This window comes from Pseudoxanthomonas broegbernensis, assembly GCF_014202435.1.
GTDB lineage: Bacteria > Pseudomonadota > Gammaproteobacteria > Xanthomonadales > Xanthomonadaceae > Pseudoxanthomonas > Pseudoxanthomonas broegbernensis.
In genome coordinates, this window is the sequence record NZ_JACHGU010000001.1 from 20,921 (window position 1) to 45,048 (window position 24,128).

At 72.8% G+C, this 24,128-nt stretch carries 24 protein-coding genes; 13 read left to right on the plus strand and 11 right to left on the minus strand.

The window, feature by feature from the left end:
* Window positions 1-150: 150 nt before the first annotated feature.
* Window positions 151-789: an acyl carrier protein phosphodiesterase gene (locus tag HNR76_RS00080; protein ID WP_162312279.1), complete on the minus strand. Its 639-nt coding sequence runs from the start codon at window positions 787-789 to the stop codon at window positions 151-153.
* A gap of 148 nt (window positions 790-937) precedes the next feature.
* Here HNR76_RS00080 and HNR76_RS00085 point away from each other — a divergent pair, with 148 nt between their 5' ends.
* From HNR76_RS00085 to HNR76_RS00095, 3 genes are all read left to right on the plus strand, one after another.
* Window positions 938-2,170 (plus strand): MFS transporter, encoded by a 1,233-nt coding sequence (locus tag HNR76_RS00085; protein WP_183982038.1) that lies wholly within the window; start codon window positions 938-940, stop codon window positions 2,168-2,170.
* A 259-nt stretch (window positions 2,171-2,429) separates the two neighbouring features.
* The gene (gene fabV, locus HNR76_RS00090) at window positions 2,430-3,635 is read left to right on the plus strand and encodes an enoyl-ACP reductase FabV (RefSeq protein ID WP_162310862.1); all 1,206 of its coding nucleotides are present in this window, start codon (window positions 2,430-2,432) and stop codon (window positions 3,633-3,635) included.
* A 295-nt stretch (window positions 3,636-3,930) separates the two neighbouring features.
* Window positions 3,931-4,884 carry a hypothetical protein gene (locus tag HNR76_RS00095; protein ID WP_162310861.1) on the plus strand — a complete coding sequence of 318 codons (954 nt, stop codon included), beginning with the start codon at window positions 3,931-3,933 and terminating at the stop codon, window positions 4,882-4,884.
* A gap of 105 nt (window positions 4,885-4,989) precedes the next feature.
* Here HNR76_RS00095 and HNR76_RS00100 read toward each other — a convergent pair whose 3' ends face one another.
* Entirely contained in the window at window positions 4,990-5,232 is a 243-nt protein-coding gene (locus HNR76_RS00100) for a DUF3297 family protein (protein WP_162310860.1), read from the minus strand.
* Window positions 5,233-5,394: 162 nt separating this feature from the next.
* Here HNR76_RS00100 and HNR76_RS00105 point away from each other — a divergent pair, with 162 nt between their 5' ends.
* From HNR76_RS00105 to HNR76_RS00115, 3 genes are all read left to right on the plus strand, one after another.
* Window positions 5,395-5,949 (plus strand): YaeQ family protein, encoded by a 555-nt coding sequence (locus HNR76_RS00105; protein ID WP_162310859.1) that lies wholly within the window; start codon window positions 5,395-5,397, stop codon window positions 5,947-5,949.
* Window positions 5,950-5,958: 9 nt separating this feature from the next.
* On the plus strand, window positions 5,959-7,146 hold the full coding sequence (locus HNR76_RS00110) for a BaiN/RdsA family NAD(P)/FAD-dependent oxidoreductase (RefSeq protein WP_162310858.1): 1,188 nt from the start codon (window positions 5,959-5,961) through the stop codon (window positions 7,144-7,146).
* Between the two features lie 164 nt (window positions 7,147-7,310).
* A complete protein-coding gene (locus HNR76_RS00115; RefSeq protein ID WP_162310857.1) occupies window positions 7,311-7,631 on the plus strand; it encodes a hypothetical protein in 321 nt (106 codons plus the stop codon).
* Between the two features lie 21 nt (window positions 7,632-7,652).
* Here the strand turns inward: HNR76_RS00115 and msrB are convergent, their stop codons facing one another.
* On the minus strand, window positions 7,653-8,117 hold the full coding sequence (gene msrB / locus HNR76_RS00120; RefSeq protein ID WP_162310856.1) for a peptide-methionine (R)-S-oxide reductase MsrB: 465 nt from the start codon (window positions 8,115-8,117) through the stop codon (window positions 7,653-7,655).
* 214 nt (window positions 8,118-8,331) lie between these two features.
* Here msrB and HNR76_RS00125 point away from each other — a divergent pair, with 214 nt between their 5' ends.
* On the plus strand, window positions 8,332-8,736 hold the full coding sequence (locus HNR76_RS00125) for a baeRF12 domain-containing protein (protein ID WP_162310855.1): 405 nt from the start codon (window positions 8,332-8,334) through the stop codon (window positions 8,734-8,736).
* Window positions 8,737-8,892: 156 nt separating this feature from the next.
* Here HNR76_RS00125 and HNR76_RS00130 read toward each other — a convergent pair whose 3' ends face one another.
* Window positions 8,893-9,447, minus strand: coding sequence for a DUF3016 domain-containing protein (locus tag HNR76_RS00130; protein WP_162310854.1), 555 nt, complete (start codon window positions 9,445-9,447; stop codon window positions 8,893-8,895).
* A gap of 225 nt (window positions 9,448-9,672) precedes the next feature.
* Between HNR76_RS00130 and yedA the strand changes: the two genes are divergently transcribed.
* Complete coding sequence (yedA, locus tag HNR76_RS00135; protein WP_162310853.1) at window positions 9,673-10,572, plus strand: drug/metabolite exporter YedA; 900 nt, start codon at window positions 9,673-9,675, stop codon at window positions 10,570-10,572.
* The gene (gene rarD, locus HNR76_RS00140) at window positions 10,569-11,480 is read left to right on the plus strand and encodes an EamA family transporter RarD (protein WP_162310852.1); all 912 of its coding nucleotides are present in this window, start codon (window positions 10,569-10,571) and stop codon (window positions 11,478-11,480) included. Before yedA ends, rarD begins: the two co-directional genes overlap by 4 nt.
* Window positions 11,481-11,737: 257 nt before the next feature.
* Here the strand turns inward: rarD and HNR76_RS00145 are convergent, their stop codons facing one another.
* From HNR76_RS00145 to HNR76_RS00160, 4 genes are all read right to left on the minus strand, one after another.
* Entirely contained in the window at window positions 11,738-13,048 is a 1,311-nt protein-coding gene (locus HNR76_RS00145; RefSeq protein ID WP_162310851.1) for an ABC transporter permease, read from the minus strand.
* Between the two features lie 19 nt (window positions 13,049-13,067).
* Window positions 13,068-14,225, minus strand: coding sequence for an ABC transporter permease (locus HNR76_RS00150; RefSeq protein ID WP_162310850.1), 1,158 nt, complete (start codon window positions 14,223-14,225; stop codon window positions 13,068-13,070).
* Between the two features lie 12 nt (window positions 14,226-14,237).
* Window positions 14,238-14,927, minus strand: coding sequence for an ABC transporter ATP-binding protein (locus tag HNR76_RS00155; protein ID WP_162310849.1), 690 nt, complete (start codon window positions 14,925-14,927; stop codon window positions 14,238-14,240).
* 92 nt (window positions 14,928-15,019) lie between these two features.
* On the minus strand, window positions 15,020-16,270 hold the full coding sequence (locus tag HNR76_RS00160) for an efflux RND transporter periplasmic adaptor subunit (protein WP_162310848.1): 1,251 nt from the start codon (window positions 16,268-16,270) through the stop codon (window positions 15,020-15,022).
* 407 nt (window positions 16,271-16,677) lie between these two features.
* On the opposite strand from HNR76_RS00160, the gene HNR76_RS00165 reads away from it, so the two are divergent.
* A complete protein-coding gene (locus HNR76_RS00165; RefSeq protein ID WP_162310847.1) occupies window positions 16,678-17,844 on the plus strand; it encodes a sensor histidine kinase in 1,167 nt (388 codons plus the stop codon).
* A 52-nt stretch (window positions 17,845-17,896) separates the two neighbouring features.
* Window positions 17,897-18,499 carry a response regulator transcription factor gene (locus tag HNR76_RS00170; RefSeq protein WP_162310846.1) on the plus strand — a complete coding sequence of 201 codons (603 nt, stop codon included), beginning with the start codon at window positions 17,897-17,899 and terminating at the stop codon, window positions 18,497-18,499.
* A 112-nt stretch (window positions 18,500-18,611) separates the two neighbouring features.
* Here the strand turns inward: HNR76_RS00170 and HNR76_RS00175 are convergent, their stop codons facing one another.
* Both HNR76_RS00175 and HNR76_RS00180 read right to left on the minus strand, forming a co-directional pair.
* Window positions 18,612-19,385 carry an SDR family NAD(P)-dependent oxidoreductase gene (locus HNR76_RS00175; RefSeq protein WP_162310845.1) on the minus strand — a complete coding sequence of 258 codons (774 nt, stop codon included), beginning with the start codon at window positions 19,383-19,385 and terminating at the stop codon, window positions 18,612-18,614.
* 31 nt (window positions 19,386-19,416) lie between these two features.
* Window positions 19,417-20,901, minus strand: a complete 1,485-nt coding sequence (locus HNR76_RS00180; protein WP_162310844.1) for an aldehyde dehydrogenase — start codon at window positions 20,899-20,901, stop codon at window positions 19,417-19,419.
* 196 nt (window positions 20,902-21,097) lie between these two features.
* On the opposite strand from HNR76_RS00180, the gene HNR76_RS00185 reads away from it, so the two are divergent.
* Together HNR76_RS00185 and HNR76_RS00190 are read left to right on the plus strand one after the other, a co-directional pair.
* Complete coding sequence (locus HNR76_RS00185; protein WP_162310843.1) at window positions 21,098-22,318, plus strand: CaiB/BaiF CoA transferase family protein; 1,221 nt, start codon at window positions 21,098-21,100, stop codon at window positions 22,316-22,318.
* Between the two features lie 82 nt (window positions 22,319-22,400).
* Complete coding sequence (locus HNR76_RS00190) at window positions 22,401-23,153, plus strand: IclR family transcriptional regulator (protein ID WP_162310842.1); 753 nt, start codon at window positions 22,401-22,403, stop codon at window positions 23,151-23,153.
* A 44-nt stretch (window positions 23,154-23,197) separates the two neighbouring features.
* Here the strand turns inward: HNR76_RS00190 and HNR76_RS00195 are convergent, their stop codons facing one another.
* A complete protein-coding gene (locus HNR76_RS00195; RefSeq protein WP_162310841.1) occupies window positions 23,198-23,689 on the minus strand; it encodes an Lrp/AsnC family transcriptional regulator in 492 nt (163 codons plus the stop codon).
* Window positions 23,690-24,128: the final 439 nt, after the last annotated feature.

Consider the following 24,128-nt stretch of genomic DNA (forward strand, 5'->3'; position numbering starts at 1 on the left):
CGGCACCGGGATTCCTTCCGCAGCGCAGCACCCACGGCAGCGGCGCGCGCGAAAACCGCCGGACCGTCGACGTCGGTCCGCGTTCGGCGCTGTAGCCGACGGCTTCGGTCGGCGACCGTATTCGCAGCCAGCAAGGCCGGCCTGAACCCCTTACCGGCCGGCCAGGACGTCCCCGACATCGCCATCGCCCGGCGGCAGCGCCAACGCGCCGCGCACCTGTTCGACGTAAGCCTGCAACTGCGGGAAGAAGGCCTCGAAGCCGGCGGCGATCTCGGCCTCGTGGCGGCGCAGGTCGTGCAGGCCGTCCACCAGGCGCTCGCCGTTGCGCGACAGGCGGCCGGCGATGCGGGCCACCGCGCGGTCGACGTTGCCGCGCTCGCGGTAGCCGCCCAGCCAGTCGTGCGCGGCCATCAGCGGCGCGATCCGGCGCAGGCGCTCGGGCAGCGCGTCCAGGCGCTGCAGCAGGTAGGCGTAGAACGGCGCGGTGAACGCGTCCAGCGGCTGGTCGCTGTGGCGGCTCCACGCCCGGGCCAGGCAGTGGTCGTAGTACACGTCCAGGACGATGCCGGCATAGCGGCGCCGGCCCTCGGGGAACAGCGCCCGCGCCGCGGACACCCGCGGATGGGTGTCGGTGTAGCGGTCCACCCGGCGGTGGATCACGATCTCGCGGCGCACCTGCGGGGCGTAGTCCTCCAGCGCGATGCGGCCGAACACGAAGTCGCCCAGCAGCGCGCCGAGCATGGCGGGGTGGCTCTGGCGGGCCAGGTACAGGTGCGCGAGGTAGTTCACGGGCCGGGGCGCGGCGCCCTGCGGAAGGGGGGCGCCAGTGTGGCATGGCCGCCCGCTCGCTCCGCCGCGCGATCGTTGCATGAATGGACGGCAGCGTTCGCCCCGCCGATGCTTTCCGCGGTTGCTGCGCTGCAGCATAATGGCGCGCATGTCCTCCGCGCCCCTGCCCGCCGCCGCCCCGCCCGTCCCCGTCCCCGCGATCGGCCGTGGCCGCCACGCCCTGATCCTCACCGCCCTGACCCTGGGCGGCTTCGCCATCGGCACCAGCGAGTTCGCCGGCATGGGGCTGATGCCGAACATGGTGGCCGAGCTGGGCGTGAGCGAGCCGCAGGTCGGCCACCTGATCAGCGCCTACGCCCTGGGCGTGGTGGTCGGCGCGCCGCTGCTGGCGATCCTCGGCGGCACGCTGTCGCGCAAGGCCCTGCTGCTGGCGCTGATGTCGTTCTACGCCGCCGGCAACCTGGCCAGCGCGCTCGGGCCGGACTACCACAGCCTGCTGCTGTTCCGCTTCATCGCCGGCCTGCCGCACGGCGCCTACTTCGGCGTGGCGGCGCTGACCGCGGTGTCGATCAGCCCGCCGCACCAGCGCGGCCGGGCGGTGAGCCTGGTGATGCTGGGCCTGACCCTGGCGATCCTGGTCGGCACCCCGCTGGCCACCTGGATGGGGCAGATGGTGAGCTGGCGCTGGGCCTTCGCCGCGGTGTCGGTGATCTCCCTGGTCACCGTGGCCCTGACCGCCCTGTGCCTGCCCCGGATGGTGGACGGCCCGCGCGAGCGGGCGCTGGACGAACTGCGCGCCTTCAACCGGCTGCCGGTGTGGCAGGCGCTGCTGATCGGCGCCATCGGCTTTGCCGGCATGTTCTGCGTCTTCAGCTACCTGGCTCCGACCATGGTCCAGGTCACCGGGGTGGCCCCGGCGTGGATCCCGCTGGGCCTGGCCGGCTTCGGCCTGGGCGGGGTGATCGGCAACATGGTCGGCGGCTGGCTGTTCGACCGGCTGAAGTTCCGCGCCGTGCCGGTGGTGCTGGCCTGGGCCACGGTGATGCTGTTGCTGTTCCCGCTGGCCGCGCACGCACCGTGGAGCCTGCTGCTGGCCACCGTGTGCATCGGCTCGATGGGCGCGCTGGGGCCGATCCTGCAGTCGCACCTGATGGACGTGGCCGACGGCGCCCAGACCCTGGCCGCCGCCTCGCACCACGCCGCCTTCAACGCTGCCAACGCACTGGGCCCCTGGCTGGGCGGCATGGCCATCAGCGCCGGGCTCGGCTGGACCTCCACCGGCGTGGTCGGCGCGGCCACCGCGGTGGCCGGCATCGGCTTGTACCTGTGGGCCGCGCGCACCCGCGCGCGCCGTCGACAGGTCTGCCCGGTCGCTCCCTGAGCATCGCTGCAACCGATTGCGCAACGCCCCGGGGACGATCTCCCGGGACGGGGCAGGCCGGCTCGCCGTGTCTTGCCCCGCTTCGCCTTGCATCGCCGCGCCCTCGCACCCCCCGGCGCTTCGCGCCAGCGCCGAGGCGCGACACCGCGCGGCCCCATACGCCCGTGCAGGGCCATCCTCGCACCGGACCACTTAGACTGTGCCCACCCGACGGCGCCGTCGCGCCGCATCCCCGTTCCGCTTCACGAGAGAGTGCCGCGTGGTCATCCATCCCAAAGTCCGAGGCTTCATCTGCACCACCGCCCACCCCGAGGGCTGCGCGAAGAACGTGCGGGACCAGATCCGCCACGTGCAGGCGCACGGCGTGCGCAGCGACGGCCCCAGGCGCGTGCTGGTGATCGGCGCCTCCACTGGCTATGGCCTGGCCGCCCGCATCACCGCCGCCTTCGGCTTCGGCGCCGCCACCCTGGGCGTGTTCTTCGAAAAGCCCGGCACCGACAAGAAGCCGGGCAACCCTGGCTGGTACAACTCCGCCGCCTTCGACCGCCAGGCCAAGGAAGCCGGCCTGTGGAGCCGCTCGATCAACGGCGACGCCTTCTCCGACGAGGTACGGGCCAAGGCCATCGAACTGGCCCGCGAGATGGGCGGCCCGATCGACCTGGTGGTTTACTCGCTGGCCTCCCCGGTGCGCCGCCTGCCCGATACCGGCGAACTCAAACGCTCGGCGCTCAAGCCCATCGGCCAACCGTACGTCGCCACCGCCGTGGACACCAACCGCGACCAGATCATCCAGGCCACGGTCGAGCCGGCCACCGAACAGGAGATCGCCGACACGGTGACGGTGATGGGCGGGCAGGACTGGGAACTGTGGATCGACGCCCTGGACAAGGCCGGCGTGCTCGCCGCCGACGCCAAGACCGTGGCCTTCAGCTACATCGGCACCGAGATCACCTGGCCGATCTACTGGCACGGCGCGCTGGGCAAGGCCAAGGAAGACCTGGACCGCGCCGCCCACGCCATCGACGCCCGGCTCAAGCCGGGCGGCGGCCAGGCCAACGTGGCGGTGCTCAAGTCGGTGGTGACCCAGGCCAGCGCCGCGATCCCGGTGATGCCGCTGTACATCGCCATCGTCTACCGGATCATGAAGGAAAAGGGCCTGCACGAAGGCACCATCGAGCAACTGGACCGCACCTTCCGCGAACACCTGTACACGGCTGCGCCGCCGCCGCAGGACGACTCCGGCCGCCTGCGCCTGGACGACCGCGAGCTGCGCGACGACGTGCAGCAGGCCTGCCGCGACCTGTGGCCGGCGGTGACCAGCGAGAACCTGTTCGAGCTGACCGACTACGCCAGCTACAAGCGCGATTTCCTGAAGCTGTTCGGCTTCGAGCGCGACGACGTGGACTACGACGCCGAGGTCGACCCGGTGGCCGGGTTCGACGTGGTCGACATGACCGCCGGATGATCGCCAGCCGGCCGCGTGACGCGCGGCCGGCCCGGGACCTCCGGCCGCGACGGGCGCACCCTCGCGGGCGGCGCATCGCCCCGGGCTTGCGGCCAGGGCATGCGCGCGCGGCATGCGTGCATGGCCGGGAGCCGCATGGCGAACGCACCGGAACGGCGGCGTCCGGCCATCGGCGCCACTCGAACGCCAGGTGAAGGACCTGCCGCTGCCGCCGCCGCCGCGGGAACCGGCGATGGCCGCGCACGGTCAGGCTGGCGTGCCCTTCGCCTTCCCGCCCCGCCGCCGCTCGAACCCGATGTCCCGCGACGACGAGGTCCTGCCGCGGCTGGCCGCGGCCGCCGCGACCCTGGCGTTGCTGGCCCTGGCCGGCCGCCTGCTGAGCCTGGTGCCGGCCCCGGCGCCGGCGACGGCGCAGGAAACGCGCATCCAGATGCGTTTCGTGCCGCGCACCGTGGCCGTGGCGCCCTTGGCCGCCGGCGCGGAACGGCCATCCGGCGCGAAGGCGCCGCCGCCGTCCGCCCCGTCCGCCATGTCCGCCATGTCCGCCCCGGGGCTTCCCGCCGCGAGTGGCCCGCCGCCGCGGACGGATGCGGCGCCTACCGCCGCCGCCCCGGGCATGGCCCTGTACGACGAGGAAGGCCGCGTGCGCCTGCCCGCCGACACCGTGGCGGCCCCGGCCGTGCCGGCCACGCGCGATCCGCTGCGGCCGCCGAATCCGGTCGACTACCGCGGCACCCGCTTCGAGGACGACTGGATCAGCGACGGCGACGTGGCGGACGTGGCCGAGCAGCAGATCGCGCGTGGGTACCGGCGCGTGGCCGAATGGATGTTCGGCAAGGACGTGCAGCCGGCCCGGGCACGGCCCGCGCCGCAGGTGCGCTACAACCCGGCCCGCCACGAGCGTCCCTCCGACCTGGGCAGCGAGGCCACCGGCGACGCCTGGCGCGCCGCGCCCATCAGCTACGAGCCCGCGCCGGGCCTGGACGGCGAGGCCAGCCGCCGCATCCGCGCGCAGGTGGGCGAACTGGAGCGCACGCATGCCGGCTGCGACCCGCAGCGCCTGGGGCGGCTGATGGCGCCGGTGCGGCAGTACCTGGACGAACTGCAGCGCGCCGAATACGCCTTCGCCCATGGCGCCGACCCGATCCGGGCCGAACACCAGTTGCCGAGCACCGCCAACGGCGCCTATGACCAGGCGCGGCGCGCGCTGTGGTACGCGCAGCGGGAACTGGCCGACTGCCGCCGCTGAGCGCGGCCCGTTCCGGCATTCCTGCCGCAGTCCTGCCGTGCCTGCGCTGCGCATCGCCGGCGGTGCGCGCGCCTTTCGCCGGTACCGGCCGGCACGGGCCCGGCTTCAGGCCGGGTCGTGGAAGTACGGCTCGACCTTGCCCTTGACCTTGATCGTCATCGGGTTGCCGCGGCGGTCGCGCGAACGGCCGACCTGCACCCGGATCCAGCCCTCGCCGACCGAGTATTCCTCGACGTTGTCGCGCTCCACTCCGTTGAAGCGCACGCCCACGCCACGGTCGATCGCGGCGGCATCGTGGAAGGGGCTGCGGGGGTCCAGGGCGAGCCGGTCGGGAGGCGTGTCGGTCATCGTGTCGCGTCGTCCATCGCCGGAACCGCCGGCGCACAGGCGCCAAGGATACGGCCTGCGCGCATGGAAGGCGCGTGGCGCGCGTATCATGCCTTCCCCCCTTTTGCCCGTGCCCGCCGCCGCGCCCGCGCCGCGCCGCCACGGGCCGCAACAGGACATCCCATGGCGCTGAAGGCCACCGTGGTCCGGGCCGAGCTGCAGCTCAGCGACCTGGACCGCCATCACTACGGGACCTATCCGCTCACCCTGGCCCAGCATCCGTCCGAGACCGACGAGCGGCTGATGGTGCGGCTGCTGGCCTTCGCCCTGCATGCCGACGAACGGCTGGAGTTCGGCCGCGGCCTGAGCAACGACGAGGAGCCGGACCTGTGGCTGCGCGACTACACCGGCCAGGTGCAGTGCTGGATCGAGCTGGGCCAGCCGGACGAGTCGCGCATCCGCAAGGCCTGCGGCCGCGCCGCGCAGGTGGTGGTGCTCAACTACGGCGGCCGCGCCGCGGACCTGTGGTGGGACAAGCACGGCCGCGCGCTCGCGCGGCACGGCAACCTGACCGTGCTCGACCTGCCCGCCGCGCAGGTGCAGGCGCTGGCGGCGTGCTATGCGCGCGGCCTGCGCCTGACCGTGGTGATCGAGGACGGCGAGGTGCGGCTGCTGGACGAGGCCGGCGCCGAGGTGCTGCTGCAACCGGCCGTGCGCATGGCCCCGCGCGCGGCCTGAGCCTAGGGCGTGGCGGCCGATTACGATGTCCTGGTGGTCGGTGCCGGCGCCGCCGGGCTGATGTGCGCGCTCACCGCCGCCGGCCGCGGGCTGCGCGTGCTGGTGGTCGAGCATGCCAACAAGGTCGGCAAGAAGATCCTCATGTCCGGCGGCGGGCGCTGCAACTTCACCCACACCGGCGCCGGGCCGGGCAACTACCTGTCGGCCAACCCGCACTTCTGCAAGTCGGCGCTGGCGCGCTACACGCCCTGGCACTTCATCGAACTGGTGGACCGGCACCGCATCGCCTGGCACGAGAAGACGCCGGGGCAACTGTTCTGCGACGAGTCCTCCAAGCTGATCGTGCGGATGCTGCTGGACGAGTGCGCCGCGGCCGGGGCGCAGGTGCGCACCCATTGCGCGATCGAGCGGGTGGAGCATGCCGACGACGGCCGCTTCCGCCTGCATACCGCGCAGGGCGCGTTCGCCGCGCCGGCGCTGGTGGTGGCCAGCGGCGGGCTGTCGATCCCCAGCCTGGGCGCCAGCGGCTTCGGCTACGAGCTTGCGCGCCGCTTCGGCCATGCACTGCTGCCCACCCGCGCCGGCCTGGTGCCGCTGACCCTCAGCGGCAAGCACCAGGAGCGCCTGGCCGACCTGTCCGGCGTGTCGCTGGAAGTGGAGGCGCGCTGCAACGGGCACGGTTTCCGCGAGGCGCTGCTGTTCACCCATCGCGGGGTCAGCGGCCCGGCGATCCTGCAGATTTCCTCCCACTGGCAGGCGGGCGACGAACTGCGCCTGGACCTGCTGCCCGGCCGCGACGCGCACGACTGGCTGCGCGCGCAGCAGAAGCAGCGCCCCGACGCGGAACTGAAGACGGTGCTGGCCGAGGCGCTGCCGCGCCGTTTCGCCCAGCGCCTGTGCGAGGTCTGGCTGCCGAACCGGCCGATGCGCCGGTACGACCCGCCGCAACTGCGCCAGGCCGCCGCGCTGCTGGCCGACTGGCCACTGGTGGCCAGCGGCACCGAAGGCTACCGCACCGCCGAGGTGACCCTGGGCGGGGTGGATACCGACGGCGTGGCGTCTGCCACGATGCAGTCGCGCTCCGTGCCCGGCCTGTACTTCATCGGCGAGGTGCTGGACGTGACCGGCTGGCTGGGCGGCTACAACTTCCAGTGGGCCTGGGCCTCCGGCCACGCGGCGGGGATGGCGCTGGGCTGAGCGGCGGCGGGTTCGCGCCGGCGCTTCCTCGCCGCGCATGGCCGTCGCGCCCGCGGCGCCCGGCTTCACCCGCGTGCGACGGCCAGGCTGGGATGCTGCGCATGCAGGGGGCGGCATCCGCGCCTCGGCGTGGACGCCGGCGGCCGGCAGGAACGAACGACACCATGCACGACAAGCGCACACCGGCGCGCCCGGCGCTGTTGATCGACATCGACCGCGAGCGCGAGCACTGGAAGCCGCGCTACCCCGGACTGCCGCGGGCCAGGGCCATGCGCAGCTTCGCCCGCTACTGGCCGGTGCTGTGCGCGGCCTACGACGTATACCTCAACCATCCCCGCGCCGGCCGCGACGAGGCGCTGGGCCTGTTCCTGCAGCGCTCGGACGTGGCCGCCAGCCCGTTGACCGCCGGGGAGGCGGGCGAGGTGTTCGCGCGGGTGTGGGAACGCATCGGCGGCATGGTGCGGGACCCGCCGCCGCCGCGCTGAGCGCATGCGGCCCGGCGCGGGTCAGGGCGGCCCGGCCTCGGCGCCGCCGCGGCCGAGCGGGTCGGGCAGCGGTTCGCCCGCGCCGACGAAGCCCAGCGAGACCGAGTTCAGGCAGTGCCGCTCGCCGGTCGGCGGCGGGCCGTCGGGGAAGACGTGGCCCAGGTGGCTGCCGCAGCGCGCGCACACGACCTCGGTGCGGATCATGCCGTGGCTGGTGTCGCGGATGCGGGCCACGTGCGCGTCGTCGTAGGGGGCGAAGAAGCTGGGCCAGCCGGTGCCGGAGTCGAACTTGGCCGAGGAGCGGAACAGCGGCAGGCCGCACAGGCGGCACACGTAGGCGCCCTCGCGCTTGTTGTCCAGGAACGCGCCGCAGAACGGCGCCTCGGTGCCGTGCTGCAGGAGCACGCGGCGTTCCTCCGGCGACAGCGCCCCGGCCAGGGCCTGGCGCTGGGCATCCTCGGGCGGGGTGAGGTCGAAACGGGTCATGGCGGGCCTTCGGGAGGGACGAACGGGACCCATGATGCCGCAAGGCACGGGAAGAGGCGGCCACACGGGCGGTAAGGGGAGTGCACGGGCGATGGCCCGCGGTGGCCGGCCCAGGGCGACACCCGCGCCGACGCAATGGTGACTTCGCCTGCGCGGCGCGCTAACACGCCGCCGCGTAGGCTCGCGGCCGATCCCTCAACCATTGGGAGGTGCCATGCGCAGGATCCCGCGCGAAGCTTGGGTACTGGTCGCCGACGGCGCGTCGGCGCGGCTGTTCCGCAACCTCGGCAGCGAGACCGGGCAGGTCCGCCTGCACCAGGAGGAATCGCTGGTGCTGGACCCGGCCGAAGGCGTGATGCCGACGGTGCTGCCGGCCGACACCCCGCTGCGGGAGGCCGAGGAAGCCTCCTTCGCGCGCCAGTTGGCGCAGCGCCTCAACCAGGAGGCGCTGGGCGGGCGCTTCCGCCACCTGGTGCTGGCGGCCGACCCGCAGACCCTGGGCCAAATCCGCCCGCTGCTGCACGAGGAGGTGCGCGCCCGGCTGCTGGCCGAGGTGCCGAAGAACTACACCAACGCCCGCCGCGAGGACATCGAGCGGGCGCTGGCGCCGGAATTCTGAAAAAAACGCCCGATCGCGGGAACCGCGTGGCCGCCGATGCGAAGTCGCTCCGGCGGCCACCCATCTGGCGTGCCGTCCACCTGCAACCGGCCGGGCGAACGGCACGCCCGGGCCGGAACCTGCCGCGCGGCGGCGAGGCGCCGCCCGCGCCCGCGCCTATGCGCGCGGCGGGGCGGGCAGTTCGCGGCGCAGCCAGTCGTCGATCATCCGCTTCTCGTGGCGCAGCGGATCGGTGTTGCCGACCGAGCCGTTCATCAGGTAGTTGGTGTCGTAGAGCTTGCGCTCGCCCTCTTCCAGCACCTGGCCGTCGGCGTCGGTGATGCGCACGTTCACGGTCATGCGCGGCGGGTAGGTGTCGCGCAGGATCCGCACGGAGTCCATCTGGATGCCGCGCCACGGCTCGTAGCGGCCGGCGCGCTGGATATCGGTGATGGTCACGTCCATCCGCTGGCCGTCGGGCAGGCGCTTGCTGGCGCGGTCCTGCAGGTACTCGGCCAACTGGTTGACCCAGTCCCCGCGGTCCGCTTCCCAGCGGTTGCCGCTGAAGCGCAGCTCGGAGAACTGCGCCGGGTCGGTCCAGGACACGCTGACCGGGCCTTCCTGGGGCAGGGCGCGCGGCAGGTCCGGATCGGTGACCCGGGGGGTGGCGGCCAGGGCGGGCAGGCTCGCCGACAGGACCAGCAACAGGGCGGTGATTGGCAGGCGTTTCATGGCGGTGTCTCCAATATCGCTTGGGCCGAATATGCGCCCGCCGCCCGGGGCCGACAAGGCGCGCGCCGGTGGCCGTTGCGCGGGCTTCAGCCAGCGACGGCGGCGGCCGCGCCACTGCAACGCTGTTTCGTGCCGGCGGGCCGCAAGACGCTACCGATGGCACATTCCACGGGCCCGGCGCTGGACTAGAATCCGTCCTCGCATCCCCCCGCCCCCCCCACGCCCATGCATGCTCCCGCACAGGCCCCGGCCCACGCCGCCGGCCTGGCCGTCGTCGTCGCCCTGGCCATCGTCTACGTGGTCTGGGGATCGACCTACCTGGGCATCCGTTTCGCCCTGGAGGGCGGCTGGCCGCCGTTGACCGCGGTCTCCGGCGCGCGCTTCCTGGTGGCCGGCGGCGCGATGTACGCGTTCCTGCGCTGGCGCGGCGTGGCCGCGCCGACCCGCGCGCAATGGAGGAACCTGGCGGCGCTGGGCCTGCTGTTGCTGCTGCTGGGCAACGGCTGCGTGGTGCTGGCCGAGCAGAGCGTGTCCTCGGGCCTGGCCGCGGTGGCGGTGGCGTCGGTGCCGTTGTGGATGGGACTGTTCGGCGCGATGTTCGGGCTGCGGCCCAGCCGCACCGAGTGGCTGGGCATCGGCATCGGTTTCGCCGGCGTGCTCTGGCTCAACGCCGGCGCCAGCCTCAGCGCCAGTCCCGCCGGCCTGGTGCTACTGCTGATCGCACCGGTGGGCTGGGCGTTCGGCTCGGTGTGGTCGCGCGGGCGCGACCTGCCGTCGCCGTTCATGGCCGCGGCCGGGCAGATGCTGTGCGGCGGGGCGATGCTGCTGGCCGCCGGCCTTTTGCGCGGCGAGAGCCTGGCGGTCGCGCCGACCGTGCACGGCACGCTGGCACTGGCCTACCTGGCGGTGTTCGGCTCGGTCGTGGCTTTCAGCACCTACGTATGGCTGCTGCAGCGCGTGCGCCCGGCCCTGGTCAGCAGCTACGCCTACGTCAACCCGGCCATCGCCGTGGCCCTGGGCGCGTGGCTGGCCGGCGAGCGCTTCACCGCGCACGACCTGGGCGCGATGGCGGTGATCCTGGCCGGCGTGGTCATCATCACCCTGGCCCGGGTGATGCGCCGATGAGCGCGGCGCCGGCACAGGGCATCGACCGGCGCGGGCTGGCGGTCACCGCGGGCACCTTCGTCCTGTGGGGCGTGGTGCCGGTGTACTGGCACCTGCTCAAGACGGTGCCGGCGCTGCAGATCATGGCCCACCGGGTGATCTGGAGCGCGCTGCTGGTGGTCGGCTGGCTGCTGCTGCGCCACGGCGGGCAATGGCTGCGGCTGATCGCCGCGCAGCCGCGCGCGCTGGCCGCGCTGGCGCTGAGCGGGGTGCTGATCGCGTTCAACTGGGGCCTGTACATCTGGGCGGTGAACGCCGGCCACGTGGTCGAGACCAGCCTGGGCTACTTCATCAATCCGCTGGTCAACGTGGTGCTGGGCGTGCTGGTGCTGCACGAGCGGCTGCGCCGGCTGCAGTGGATCGCGGTGTCCTGCGCGGCGGCGGGCGTGGCCTGGCTGACCTGGAGCGCCGGTTCGCCGCCGTGGATCGCGCTGGGGCTGGCCGGCTCGTTCGGGCTGTACGGGCTGGTGCGCAAGCTGGTGGCGGTGGACCCGGTGGCCGGGCTGGGGCTGGAGAGCCTGTACCTGCTGCTGCCGTCGCTGGCCTACGTGCTGTGGGCCGAGGCGGGCCACGGCGGCGGTTTTTCCGGGCAGTGGAGCCTGGGCATCGACCTGCTGCTGGTGTTCGGCGGGGTGGTCACGGCGGTGCCGCTGATCGGCTTCGCCTACGGCGTGCGGCGGATCCCGCTGAGCGTGGTCGGGCTGCTGCAGTACATCGCGCCGACGCTGCAGTTGCTGCTGGGGGTGTGGTTCTTCCGCGAGCCGTTCGACGCCACCCGTGCGCTGGGCTTCGGCGCGATCTGGCTGGGGCTGGCGCTCTATGCGGGCGAAGGGGTGTGGCGCAGCCGGCGCAAGGCGCCGGTGGCGTAGGCAAAGAAGACCGGCGGGGCGAAAGCGGAAAGCGGGCGAAGGCGGCGCCACGGACGGTCTTGCGGGCGCCGACCGAAGTCGGCTCCTGCAGGAAGGCGGCGATGGACCGCAATCTCTCTCTTTCTGCAGGAGCCGAGCAGGCTGGCGCGCGCCATGCCGCACCGCCGACGCTTCCGTGGCTCCCGCGCCATGTCGCCGGCCATGGCCGGCTCCTGCGGATGCACGGATGCAGCGTTGCGGCCGCTTCCGCGCTGCGCTCAGACCTCGCGCAGCGCGGCGGTGATCGGCAGCCGCGCCGCGCGCAGCGCGGGGAACAGGCCGCCGACCAGGCCGATGCCCAGCGCCCACTTCAGGCCGCTCCACAGCAGGTCGGGCGTCACGCTGAACTTGAACACCACCGCGCTGAAGTTGCTGCCCATGGTCGAGGCGCTGTAGCCGTTGAACACCAGCCAGGCCAGCAGCCCGCCGAGCACGCCGCCGGCCAGCGCCAGCAGCATCGTCTCCAGCATCACCGCCATCACCACCGGCAGGCCGCGGAAGCCGATGGCGCGCATCGTCGCGATCTCGCGCGCGCGCCCGGCCACCGCCGCATACATGGTGTTGAGCGCGCCGAACACCGCGCCCACCGCCATGATCGCGCCGATCACCGTGCCCAGGATGGTCAGCAACTGGTTGAGCTGGCCGCTCTGCTTGGCGTAGTACGCCTTGGTGGTTTCCACGTCGAGCTTGAGCCGGGGGTCGGCGGCCATCGCCGACTTGAACTGCTCGAAGCCGGCCGCGCCCTCGGTGCGCACGCTGACCGACTGCCAGGCGCCGCGGTCGTAGGTGGCGGACAGGGTCTGCGCGTCGGTCCACAGCTCCGAGTCGTGGACGTCGCCGGAGGCGAACACGCCCACCACCGCCCATTGCTGGTTGCCCAGGGTCAGCGTGGCGCCCACGTCCAGGTCGCGGAACTGCTTGCGCGCGCCCTGGCCGACCACGATCTCGCGCAGGCCGGTGCCGAACTTGCGGCCTTCGACGATCCTGACCTTGTCGTGCACCGCCCAGGCGTGCTCGCCGACGCCGCGGAACTGCACGTTGACGTCGCTGCCGTCGTCGCGCGATACCAGGCTCACCACCTGCGAAAGTTCCGGCGAGGCGATCGGCCGGCCCTCCGCGTCGCGGGCGATGCCCGGCAGGCTGGAGATCAGCGGCACCTGGTCGCGCATGATCACCGAGTTGGTCTCCGCCTGCGAGCCGCCGCGCAGGACGATGGCGGTGGCCTCGTCGCCGGTGCCCGACACCGTGGACTGGAAGCCGCGGCCCATCGACAGCATCGCCACCAGCACGCCGACCACGCCGGCGATGCCCACGATGATGACCGACGAGGCGCCCCAGCGCTGCGGCAGGCTGGCGATGCCGATGCGGGTGGCGGCCAGCGCCAGCCGCCCGCCGCGGGCCAGCAGCAGCCACAGGGCCAGCGCGCCGGCCACCGCGAGCACGCCCCACCACGGCAGGGCCACCCACAGGACCAGGCCGGCGACCAGCGCCAGGACCGTGACGACGTTCAAAAGCCATTGCTTGTTCATGTCCGTCTCCGTTGTGCGCTCAGCGCCCGGCCAGCGCATCGACGATCTTCAGCCGCTTGGCGCGCAGTGCCGGCAGCACGCCCACCACCAGGCCGATCAGCACGATCAGCGCCAGGCCCAGGGCCCAGGTCTGCAGCGGGATGGTGGCCGGCAGCATGCCCTGTGCCCTGCTCGCCAGCCCCGGCAGGATCGCCCGCGCCAGCCCCAGGCCCAGCACGCCGCCCAGGCCCACCAGCAGCACCGACTCCACCAGCACCAGCCACAGCACCAGCCCGTCGCGGAAGCCCAGGGTCTTGAGCACGGCCAGCTCCGGGATGCGCTCGCGCACGGCCTGGGCCATGGTGTTGCCGGTCAGCAGCAGCAGGGTGAAGAACACCGCGCCCATGATCGAGGTGACGATCAGGCCGATGTCGGCGAACTGCTTGGCGAAGGCCTGCTGGAACGCCGACTCGGTCTGGGTCTTGGTCTCGCCGTCGGAGTTGGCCGACAGCGCGTCGACGGCCTGGGCCACGCGCGAGGCGTGGTCGGGGTTGTCCACGGTCACCGTGTACCAGCTCACCTGGCCCTTGATGTAGTCGTTGGACTCGTCGAAGTATTTCCAGTTCATCATCAACTGGCGCTCCTCGCCGCTGGCCGCGGCGCGGTCCCTGGAGCGGAAGACGCCCACCAGCTCCAGCGGCCAGTCGTTGCTGCCCTGGCGCGGGAAGATGGTGGCCTGCAGCGGGATGGTGTCGCCGATCTTCCAGCCGAACTCGTTGGCCAGGGTCTCGCCGACCACCGCGCCGGTGCGGGTGTCCTGGAACGCCTTGAGCTGCTCCGGCGGTAACTGCAGGTTGGAATAGACGTCGAAGTAGTTGGGCGCCACCGAGAAGCTGGGGAAGAAGTTCTTCGGGTCCTGGTAGATGCCGCCGAACCACATCGCGTAGGTCACGTCGCGGACCCCGGCCACGGTGCGGATCTGCTGCTCCAGGCGCACCGGCAGGCTCTGGGTGATGGACAGGCGCGAGGTGGTGACCAGGCGGTTGGCGCCGTCCACGCTGCCGCCGGAGTTGAACGCCACCCGCACCGAGTCGAGCATGCCGAACAGCAGGAACGCGGTGACCACCGACAGCAGGGTCAGCAGCGTCCGCGTCTTGCTGCGGAAGAGCTGCGCCCATACGAGCGAGAAATATTTCATCGCGGCGCTCCGTCAGTGCGGCGCCGGCGCATCGGCCAGCTCGCCCTTGTCCAGGTGGATGGTATGGGTGGCGTATTCGGCCGCCTTCGGGTCGTGGGTGACCATGATGATGGTCTTGCCGTGCTCGCGGTTGAGCAGTTGCAGCAGTTGCAGGATCTCCTCGGCCGAGTGCCGGTCCAGGTCGCCGGTGGGCTCGTCGCAGATCAGGAAGGTGGGGTCGGAGACGATGGCGCGGGCGATGGCCACGCGCTGCTGCTGGCCGCCGGACAGCTCGTTGGGGCGGTGGCGGCGGCGGTCGGCCAGGCCGACCAGGGTCAGCGCGATCTCGGCGTTGCGCTTGCGCTGCGCCGCGCCCAGGCGGGTCAGCAGCAGCGGCAGCTCCACGTTCTTCTGCGCGGTGAGCATCGGCATCAGGTTGTAGAACTGGAACACGAAGCCCACGTGCTGGCTGCGCCAGGTCGACAACTGGCCTGCGCCGAGCTGGTCGATGCGCTCGCCCTCGATCTCGATCTGGCCGCCGCTGGGCGTGTCCAGGCCGCCGATCAGGTTGAGCAGGGTGGTCTTGCCCGAGCCGGACGGTCCCATCAGCGCGACGAAGTCGCCGCGCGGGATGTCCAGGTCGATGCCGTGCAGCACCTGCACCTTCTCGGGGCCGCGCTGGTAGGTCTTGGTGACGTTGCGGAGGGTAACCAGGGCGGTCATCGCATGTTCCTCGTCGTGGCCTTCGCGCGCTGGCGTCGGCGGGTGTCCAGGGTGGTTCGCGCCGGGGCGCGGGGTGTCACATCGGTACGGCGTCAGCGCGTGCCGCCTTCGGCGGCCACGCGCACGCGGTCGCCGTCGTCGAGCGTTTCCGGCGGGTCGAGCACCACGGTCTCGCCGGCGCCCAGGCCCGACAGCACCTGCCGGTCCTTGCCCATCGCCATGCCGGCGCGGACCGCGCGCCGTTCCACGCTGTCGTCGCCGCCAAGCACGAACGCCGCCTCGGCGCCGGCGCGCTGGACGATGGCGGCGGCCGGCACGCGCACGCCCTGCGGCCGCTCCTGGCCGGCCTCGGGCGCCGCTTCCAGGAAGCTCACCCGCACGCCCATGTCCGGGACGATGCGCGGGTCCTTTTCCTTCAGCGCCACGCGCACCTTGACCGTGGCCTTGCCGCGGTCGGCGGCGGGGATGATGGCGATCACCTCGGCCGGGATGCGCCATTCCGGGTAGGCGTTGAGCGTGGCCACCACCGGCATCTCCGGGCGCACCCGGCCGATGTAGGACTCGCCCACCTCGACCTCGATCTCCAGCGACTCCATGTCCACGATGGTGCCGATGCCGGTGCGGGTGTAGCCGCCGGTGGCCAGCGGCGAGACGATCTCGCCGGGCTGGGCCGCCTTGGCGGTGACGATGCCGGCGAACGGCGCACGCACGATGGTGTTGTCCACGCCCTGGGTGGCGATGTGCAACTGGTCGCCGGCGACCTGGGCGTTGCGCCGGGCGGTGGCCAGTTGCGCGCGCAGGCTGTCGCGCTGGGCCACCGCCTGCTCGTACTGCGCGCGAGAGACCAGTTGCCGGCCGACCAGCTCGGACAGGCGCCGGGCATTGGCTTCGGCGTCCACCAGTTGCGCCTGCACGCCGTCGGCCTGGCTGTGCGCGGCGGCCACCTGCGAAGCGGCCAGGGCGCGCTGGGCATCGGCGTCGATCGGGTCCAGCCGCGCCAGGACCTGGCCCTCCTCCACGCGCATGCCTTCCTCGATCAGCACCTCCTTGACCCGGCCGGTCACCTTGGCCGAGACGGTGGCCATGCGCCGGGCGACGACGTAGCCGCTGGCGTCCAGCACCGAGGCGCTGGCATTGCCGGCGGCGATGGCCACCACCGGCGCGGTGCGCACTTCCGGGGCCTGCTCGCGGCCGAGCAGCGCCCAGGCCGCAAGCGCGGCCAGGGCCACCGCCGCGGCCACGGCCAGCCCGATCCACAGCCCGCGCCGGGACGGTGGCGGGGTGGATGGGGTCTTGCTGCGCTCGATGCGGAGTTCCTTGAGCAGTTCGGCGGAAGCGTTCATTGAGTTCTCTTTCGGATCCCGTGCCAGTGTCCGGCGCAAGGGTACAGGCAGACCAGTTGCCGGAAGTCACCAAAGCGGCCTTTCGGAGCGGTCCGCCCCCTCGCCCCGCTCCGCGCGGGCCAGAGCCGGTGCCTTGGCCTTCGACGGCTTCGAGCCGCGGGCCTCCCGCCTGTGCGCGGATGACGATAACGTGTCCGGACGTTCGCCCGTCGCGGCCGGGTCGCCCGGCGCGGCGGTGGACGGGTGCATCCTGCCGGCCCGGGGCCGGATGGCGTAGTGACGGCTGTCATGCCATCGGCATGAGGCGCACGACTGCCGGCGGCCGCTGCCGCGTCGGAGAATGGACGCCCCCGGTGGACTTCCCGCCCGGCCTTCCTGGCCCTTTCCTTCTTCCGGAATTCATCGCGATGTCCCGATCCGCGTTCCGCTGGCTCCCCGTGGCTCCCGATTCGCTGCTGGCCTCCAGCCAGTGCCAGGGCCGCCCGGCCTGGAGCGAAGCCATCCACCTGCTGTGGACGATGTGGGTGTTCATCGTGCCGGTGTTCACCCCGCAGGGCTATGACGCGACGTGGTGGCTGCTGACTGCGCTGTCCTACCCGGTATTCGTGCTGCTGTATGCCGCCGCGCTGTCGTCGCCGCTGCGCTGGGTGCCGGCGTGCGCGCTGGGCATGGCCGCCCTGAGCCTGGCGCTGCTGCGGTGGTATCCGTCGGGGATGAGCTATTTCGTGTTCGGCTGTGTGTTCCTGGGCAGCGGCCAGTGGCGCTCGCCATGGCGGTACGCGCTGTCGCTGCTGCTGCTCAACCTGGTCTTCGTGGGCTGGGCGCGGGCGATCGGCTTCCCCTGGTCGGCGATGCTGTGGATGCCCTTGACCACGGTGGTGGTCGGCCTGCTGGTGTACGTGGACCGCATGGGCCGGCAGAAGAGCGCCGCGCTGCGGCTTTCGCAGGAGGAAGTGCGGCGCCTGGCCGCCAATGCCGAGCGCGAGCGCATCGGCCGCGACCTGCACGACCTGCTCGGCCATACCCTGTCGCTGGTGGCGCTGAAGGCCGACCTGACCGGCAGGCTGCTGCACAGCGACCCGGCCGCGGCCCGGCGCGAGATCGCCGAGCTGGGCCAGGTCGCGCGCGACGCGCTGGGCCAGGTGCGGCGCGCGGTCACCGGCATCCGCGCCGCGGGACTGGCGGCCGAACTGGCCGCGGCCAGGCTGCTGCTGGAAGGCGAGGGCGTGTCGCTGCAGGTGGAGGTGGAAGACGCCGCGCTGCCGGCCGAGCAGGAAACCGTGCTGGCCCTGTGCCTGCGCGAAGCGGTGACCAACATCCACCGGCATGCGCGGGCCACGCGCGTGCGGGTGGGGCTGGGCGGCGATGCGGGAGGCTGGCGGCTGCACGTGGAGGACGACGGGCGCGGCGGTGCGATCCGCCCGGGCAACGGCCTGGGCGGCATGCGCGAACGGCTGGAGATGCTGGGCGGCAGCCTGCGTATCGAACCGGCGCCGCGCCGCGGCACGCGCCTGCTGGCGGAGCTGCCGCACGGGCATGCGGCCATGGCGGCGGTCCCGCCGGCGTTGCCTTGAGCCGCGCGCGGTTTGCTAACGTCGCTCCCATGCCCCTCCGGCGATGCCACCGATGATCCGCGTGCTGCTGGCCGAGGACCAGGCCATGGTCCGCGGCGCGCTGGCCGCATTGCTGGGCATGGAGCCGGACATCGAGGTGGCCGGCGCGGCGGCCGATGGCGAGAGCGCCTGGCGCGAGTTGCAGCGCCTGCGGCCCGACGTGCTGGTCGCCGACATCGAGATGCCCGGCCTGACCGGACTGGAGCTGGCCCAGCGCATCCAGCGCCATGCGCTGCCGGTGAAAGTGGTGATCGTCACCACCTTCGCCCGCGCCGGCTTCCTGCGCCGCGCGCTGGACGCCGGGGTGGTCGGCTACCTGCTCAAGGACGCGCCGGCCGAACGCCTGGCCGAGGCCCTGCGCAAGGTTCGCCACGGCGGCCGCGCGATCGACCCGGAACTGGCGGTGGAAGCGTGGAGCGAGGCCGACCCGCTCAACGAGCGCGAGCGCCAGGTGCTGCGCCTGGCCGGCGAGGGCCGCTCCTCCGGCGAGATCGCCGCGCACCTGGGCCTGTCGCAGGGCACGGTGCGCAACTACCTGTCCGAGGCCATCGGCAAGCTCGGCGTGGGCAACCGGATCGAGGCCTATCGCCTGGCCCGGCAGAAGGGCTGGCTGTAGCGCGCCCGCAAGGCCCGTCGGCGGATCGCCTTCCGCCGGCGTGGTCCAGGCATCCAGGCGCAGATCGGCGAACCAGTGCGCGGCGTGTTCCAGGCGCCGTTGCCGGACCGGCTCAGCGGCAGGTGTAGCCGCCGTCCACCGGCAGGGCCACGCCGGTGACGTAGGACGATTCGTCCGAGGCCAGCCACAGCGCGGCGTCGGCGACCTCGTGGGCCAGGCCGAAGCGCGCCATCGGGATCGCGGCCAGCAGCTTCCGCTCGTTGGCCGCGGTCTCCTCGGGATCGCCGCTGCGGCCGACGAAGCCCTGCTTCATCGGCGTCTCGGTCAGGCCCGGGCAGACCACGTTGACCCGGATGCCGTCGGCCGCGAAGCGCTGCGCGGCCGACTTGGCGAAGCCGACCACGGCGAACTTGGCCGCCGAGTACACCGGGCTCATCATCGAGCCGACCAGGCCGGAGACCGAGGCGGTGAAGATCAGCGAGCCGCCGCCGCGCGCGCGCATGTGCCGGGCCACCTCGCCGGCGGCCAGCACCGCCGAGGTGACGTTGAGGTCGATCGCGCGCCGGTACTCGTCCAGGTCCATGCCCTCGACCGTGGCCGGGCCGGGGATGCCGGCGTGGGCCCAGAGGACGTCGATCCCGCCCAGGCGCGCGGCCGCCTCGTGGATGCTGCCGCGCGCCTGGACCGGATCGGACAGGTCGGCGACGAGGGTCTCCAGCGGGGCATGGCCGTGCTCGGCGACCTCGATCGCCAGCTGTGCCAGCGCCTGCGCATTGAGATCGATCGCGGCCACCCGCGCGCCTTCGCGGGCGAAGCGCAGCACGCCTTCGCGGCCCATGCCCGAGGCGGCGGCGGTGACCACCGCCAGTTTGTCTTTCAGTCGCATGCTCGTGTTCCTGGTTGCGGAAGCGCAGCGGTCACTGCGCGTAGGGATCGGGGAAGCGGCCGGTGGTGCTGACCACGGTGGTGCGGGTTTCCAGGTAGGCGTCCAGGCCTTCCAGCCCGTTCTCGCGGCCCCAACCGCTGTGCTTCATCCCGCCGTAGGGCGTGGACCAGCGCAGGAAGCGGTAGGTGTTGACCCAGACGATGCCGGCCTCGATCCGCGCCGCCACCCGGTGCGCGCGGCTGGCGTCGCCGGTCCACAGGCCGGCGGCCAGTCCGTACTCGGTGGCGTTGGCCAGGGCGACGGCTTCCTCCTCGCCCTCGAACGGGATCAGCGCGGCCACCGGGCCGAAGATTTCCTCGCGGGCCACGCGCATGTCGTTGTTCACGTTGGCGAACACGGTGGGCGCGACGAAGTAGCCGCCGGCCAGCACGCCGTCGTCCAGGCGGGTGCCGCCGGCGACCAGCTCGGCGCCTTCGCCCAGGGCGATGCCGACGTAGGACAGGGTCTTTTCCAGTTGCGCGGCGTGCGCCTGCGGGCCCATGTGGGTGGCCTCGTCCAGCGGCATGCCCACTCGCACCTTCGCGGCGCGGCGGGCGAACTCCTCGACCACGCGGTCGTATACCGGGCGCTCGACCAGCACCCGCGAGCCCAGCGCGCAGCTCTGCCCGCACAGCGCCCAGGCCGAGCCGGTGGCGGCGTTGAGCGCCTGCTCGATGTCGGCGTCGGCGAAGATGATGTGCGGCGCCTTGCCGCCCAGCTCGAAGCTGAAGCGCTTGAGGGTGTCGGCGCCGTTGCGCAGGATCGCCTTGGCGGTGGCGCCCTCGCCGGTGAAGCTGATCTTGTCCACGCCCGGATGCGCGACCAGGGCCGCGCCCGCCTCCGGCCCGCCCGGGATCACGTTGACCACGCCCGGCGGGAAGCCGGCGGCCTCGACCAGCCTGGCCAGTTCCAGGCTGGAGACCGGGGTGTGCTCGGCCGGCTTGAGGATCACCGTGCAGCCGGCGGCCAGGGCCGGCGCCAGCTTCCAGATGGCCGACATCAGCGGTACGTTCCAGGGCGTGATCGCGGCGACCACGCCCACCGGCAGGCGCGAGGTGAACACGTGCACGCTGTCGTCGAAGGGGATGGTGCGGCCGGACAGCTTGTCGGCCAGCGAGGCGTACCAGTGCAGCCACTGGTGGTGGGCGCCGACGTCCACCCGGCTCTCGCGCAGGGCGCGGCCGTTGTCGCGCGATTCGATCCTGGCCAGTTGCGGCGCGTGCCGCTGGTACAGCTCGGCGAACCTGCGCAGCAGCGCGGCGCGCTCGTGCCCGGGCAGGCGCCGCCAGGGACCGGCGAAGGCCTCGCGCGCGGCGGCCACCGCGCGGTCCACGTCGCCCGGGCCGGCGAAGGCCACCCGCGCCCAGGGCCGGCCGGTGGCCGGGTCGATGCTGTCGACGTGCGCGCCGTCCGCCGGTTCGGCCCAGCGGCCGCCGATGAACAGGTGCGGGTAGGGTTCCAGGTCCGGAGTGGCCATGTTCGTCCAATAATTCCAATATGTGAATTTACAATGCACATATGTGATTTAATCGGCAAGCATTGGCGTGTCCCGCGTGTTTGCGCCACCGCGCCGTGGTTCCCATCCGATTGAATGGAAAGGACATTCTTGTGACTGGATCGAGCATGGCCTGCTGCAATGCAGCAGGCGGAAACGCCTGCCGGGGGTGGACGCCATGGGGCCGCTGAACGGGATCCGGGTGGTGGACCTGACCACCGTGCTGATGGGGCCGTACGCGACCCAGGTGCTGGCGCAGATGGGCGCGGACGTGATCAAGGTGGAGGCGCCGGAAGGCGACGTGATCCGCCACGTGGGGCCGGAACGCAACCCCGGGATGGGCGCGCTGTTCCTCAACTCCAACCGCGGCAAGCGCAGCCTGTGCCTGGACCTGAAGCGCCCGCAGGCGCGCGAGGCGCTGCTGGCGGTGCTGCGCGAGGCGGACGTGCTGGTGCACAACCTGCGGCCGCAGGCGCTGGCCCGGCTCGGCCTGGACCACGCCAGCCTGGCGGGCGCGTACCCGCGGCTGCTGCACGTCGGCCTCACCGGCTTCGGCCAGGACGGCCCCTACGCCGGCAGGCCGGCCTACGACGACCTGATCCAGGGCGCCTCCGGCCTGAGCGCATGGATGGCCACGGCCGGCGACGGCACCCCGCGCTACGTGCCCACCGCGCTGGCCGACCGGATGGTCGGCCTGGCCGCGGTCGGTGCCATCTGCGCCGGCCTGCTGCACCGCGAGCGCAGCGGCCGCGGCCAGCAGGTGGAGGTGCCGATGTTCGAGACCATGGCCGCGCTGGTGCTCAGCGACCACCTCGGCGGCCAGACCTTCCAGCCGCCGCTGCCGGGCGAGGGCTACCGGCGCCTGCTCTCCCCCTACCGGCGGCCGTACCGCACCCGCGACGGCCACGTCTGCGCGCTGGTCTACACCGACCGCCACTGGCAGTGCTTCCTCGATGCGCTCGGCCTGGGCGACCTGCCGGTGCACGACCGCCGCTTCGCCAGCTTCGCCAGCCGCACCGCGCACATCGACCACGTCTATGCCTTCCTGCAGGAGCGCTTCCGCGAGCGCACCACCGCGCAGTGGCTGGAACTGCTGGAACGGATCGACGTGCCGGCCATGCCGATGCACGACCTGGCCGGCGTGCTGGCCGACCCGCACCTGGCCGCCACCGGCTTCTTCCAGGAGATCGAGCATCCGAGCGAAGGCAGGCTGCGCGCCACCGCCCCGCCGGTGCGCTGGTCGGATACGCCGGCGCCGGACGTGCGCCCGGCGCCGCGGCAGGGCGCCGACGGCATCGAGGTGCTGCGCGAGGCGGGGTTGGCGGAGGAGGCGATCGGCGCGCTGCTCGCCTCCGATGCCTTGCGGCTGCCGCCCGGGCGGGCGCGGCCGGAAGGGTGAGCGGCGGTGCCGCCTGCGCGGGGATGGCGGGCGGGAGGGGGCACACTAGAATCCGTCGTCCCGCCCACGCCCAGGAAGCCGCATGCACGTCCGCCAGGCCGCCAACGTCCTCGAACTGCTGGAGTTCTTCGCTCGCCGCGGCTCGGTGGCGACCCTGGCCGAGATCGCCGACGAACTCGGCTGGCCGCGCTCGAGCACCTTCAACCTGGTCAACACCCTGGCCGACGCCGGCTTCCTCTACGAGCCGTTCGACCGCCGAGGCTATTACCCCACGCCGCGCTGGCTGATGCTGGCCCAGCGCGTGGCCGAGGCCGAGCCGCTGCCCGGGGCCATCCACGAACTGGCCGCGGAAGTGGCGCGCCGGACCGGCGAGACCACCGCCATCGGCGCGCCGGCCGGGGTGCATGCCAGCCTGCTGGACGTGGCCGAGTCCGCCCACGCGGTGCGCTTCTTCGCCCGGATCGGCGACCGCATCCCGATCCATGCCAGTTCCCTGGGCCGCGCGCTGCTGGCCCAGTACGCGCCCGCCGAGCGCCAGGCGCTGTACCGCAGGATCCGCTTCGAGCGGTACTCGCAGACCACGCCGATGGCGCCCGAGGCGATCGAGTCGGCCATCGCCGAGGGCGAGCGGCGCGGCTACCACCGCAGCGACCACGAGTACCTGCCGGATCTGGCCGGCGTGGCCCTGCCGCTGCCGCTGCCGCACCGGCGGCTGTCCATCGTGGTCGCCGGGCCGGTGTCGCGCTGCCTGGAGCACCGCGATGCGATCGCGCGCACCGTGCGGGACCTGCGCGACCGCTGCCTGGCGGCGCTGGAGGATGGCGGCGCGGGCTGAAGGCGAGGCCCCGCCGCGCCGCGCGCGGCGCCGTGCGTACCGCCTCAGCCGGCGGCGGGCGAGGGTGCGAGCGGATAGCCGCCGAAGGACTTCATCTCGTCCATCAGGAAGTTGGAGGTGATCTTCTCCACGCCGAAGCCGCCTTCCATCATCTCCAGCATCAGCCGCTTCCAGTCGTGCAGGTCGGTGACGACCACCCGCAGCATGTAGTCGTACTGCCCGCTCACCCGCCACGACTCGACCACCTCGCCGGTGCGCGCCACCCACTGGTCGAACCGGCCGAAATGGCCGGGCGAGTGCCGCTCGAACGAGACCTGGGCCAGGACGATGGTCACCGCGCGGATGCGGTCCACCGCCACGTGCGCGTGGTAGCCGGTGATCAGGCGCTTGCCCTCCAGCTCGCGCACCCGCCGCAGGCAGGCGCTGGGCGACAGCGCCACGCGGTCGGCCAGGGCCTGGTTGGAGATCCGCGCGTCCTGCTGCAGCACCTGCAGGATCTTCAGGTCGGTGCGGTCGATGGTGTCTTTCAGGGACATCTGCGGGTGGCCGTGGCGGGCGGAAGTGCCGGCAGTGTCCACAACGCTTCCCCGCGCCACAACCGTGCCCGATCGCGCGCGCGCGCGACCGCAGGATCTGTCGAATCGCCCCGCCCTGGCGTCGCACATCTGCGCAATTGCACCGCCCGGACGCGGGGATTGTTGCGCGCGACCGCAAGGAAATCCTTTTGCATCAATGGGTTGAAGCGATTCGGCGCATGCGCGTGGCGGCTGGACACGGGCCGGTGGCCGGGGCGTAGATAGGCCCGGGAAAACATCGTGCGCGTGTGCGGACTTCAACGCCGCGCACCGCCGGAACTTCGCGGCGCGGCCGCCGCCCATGCACCGCGCGACCTGGACGGGGAAGACGATGGACGAGGGACGCAAGGCAAATGCGCGCGCGCCGGCACGGCGCCCGGCCGCACCGTCGGCATGCGCG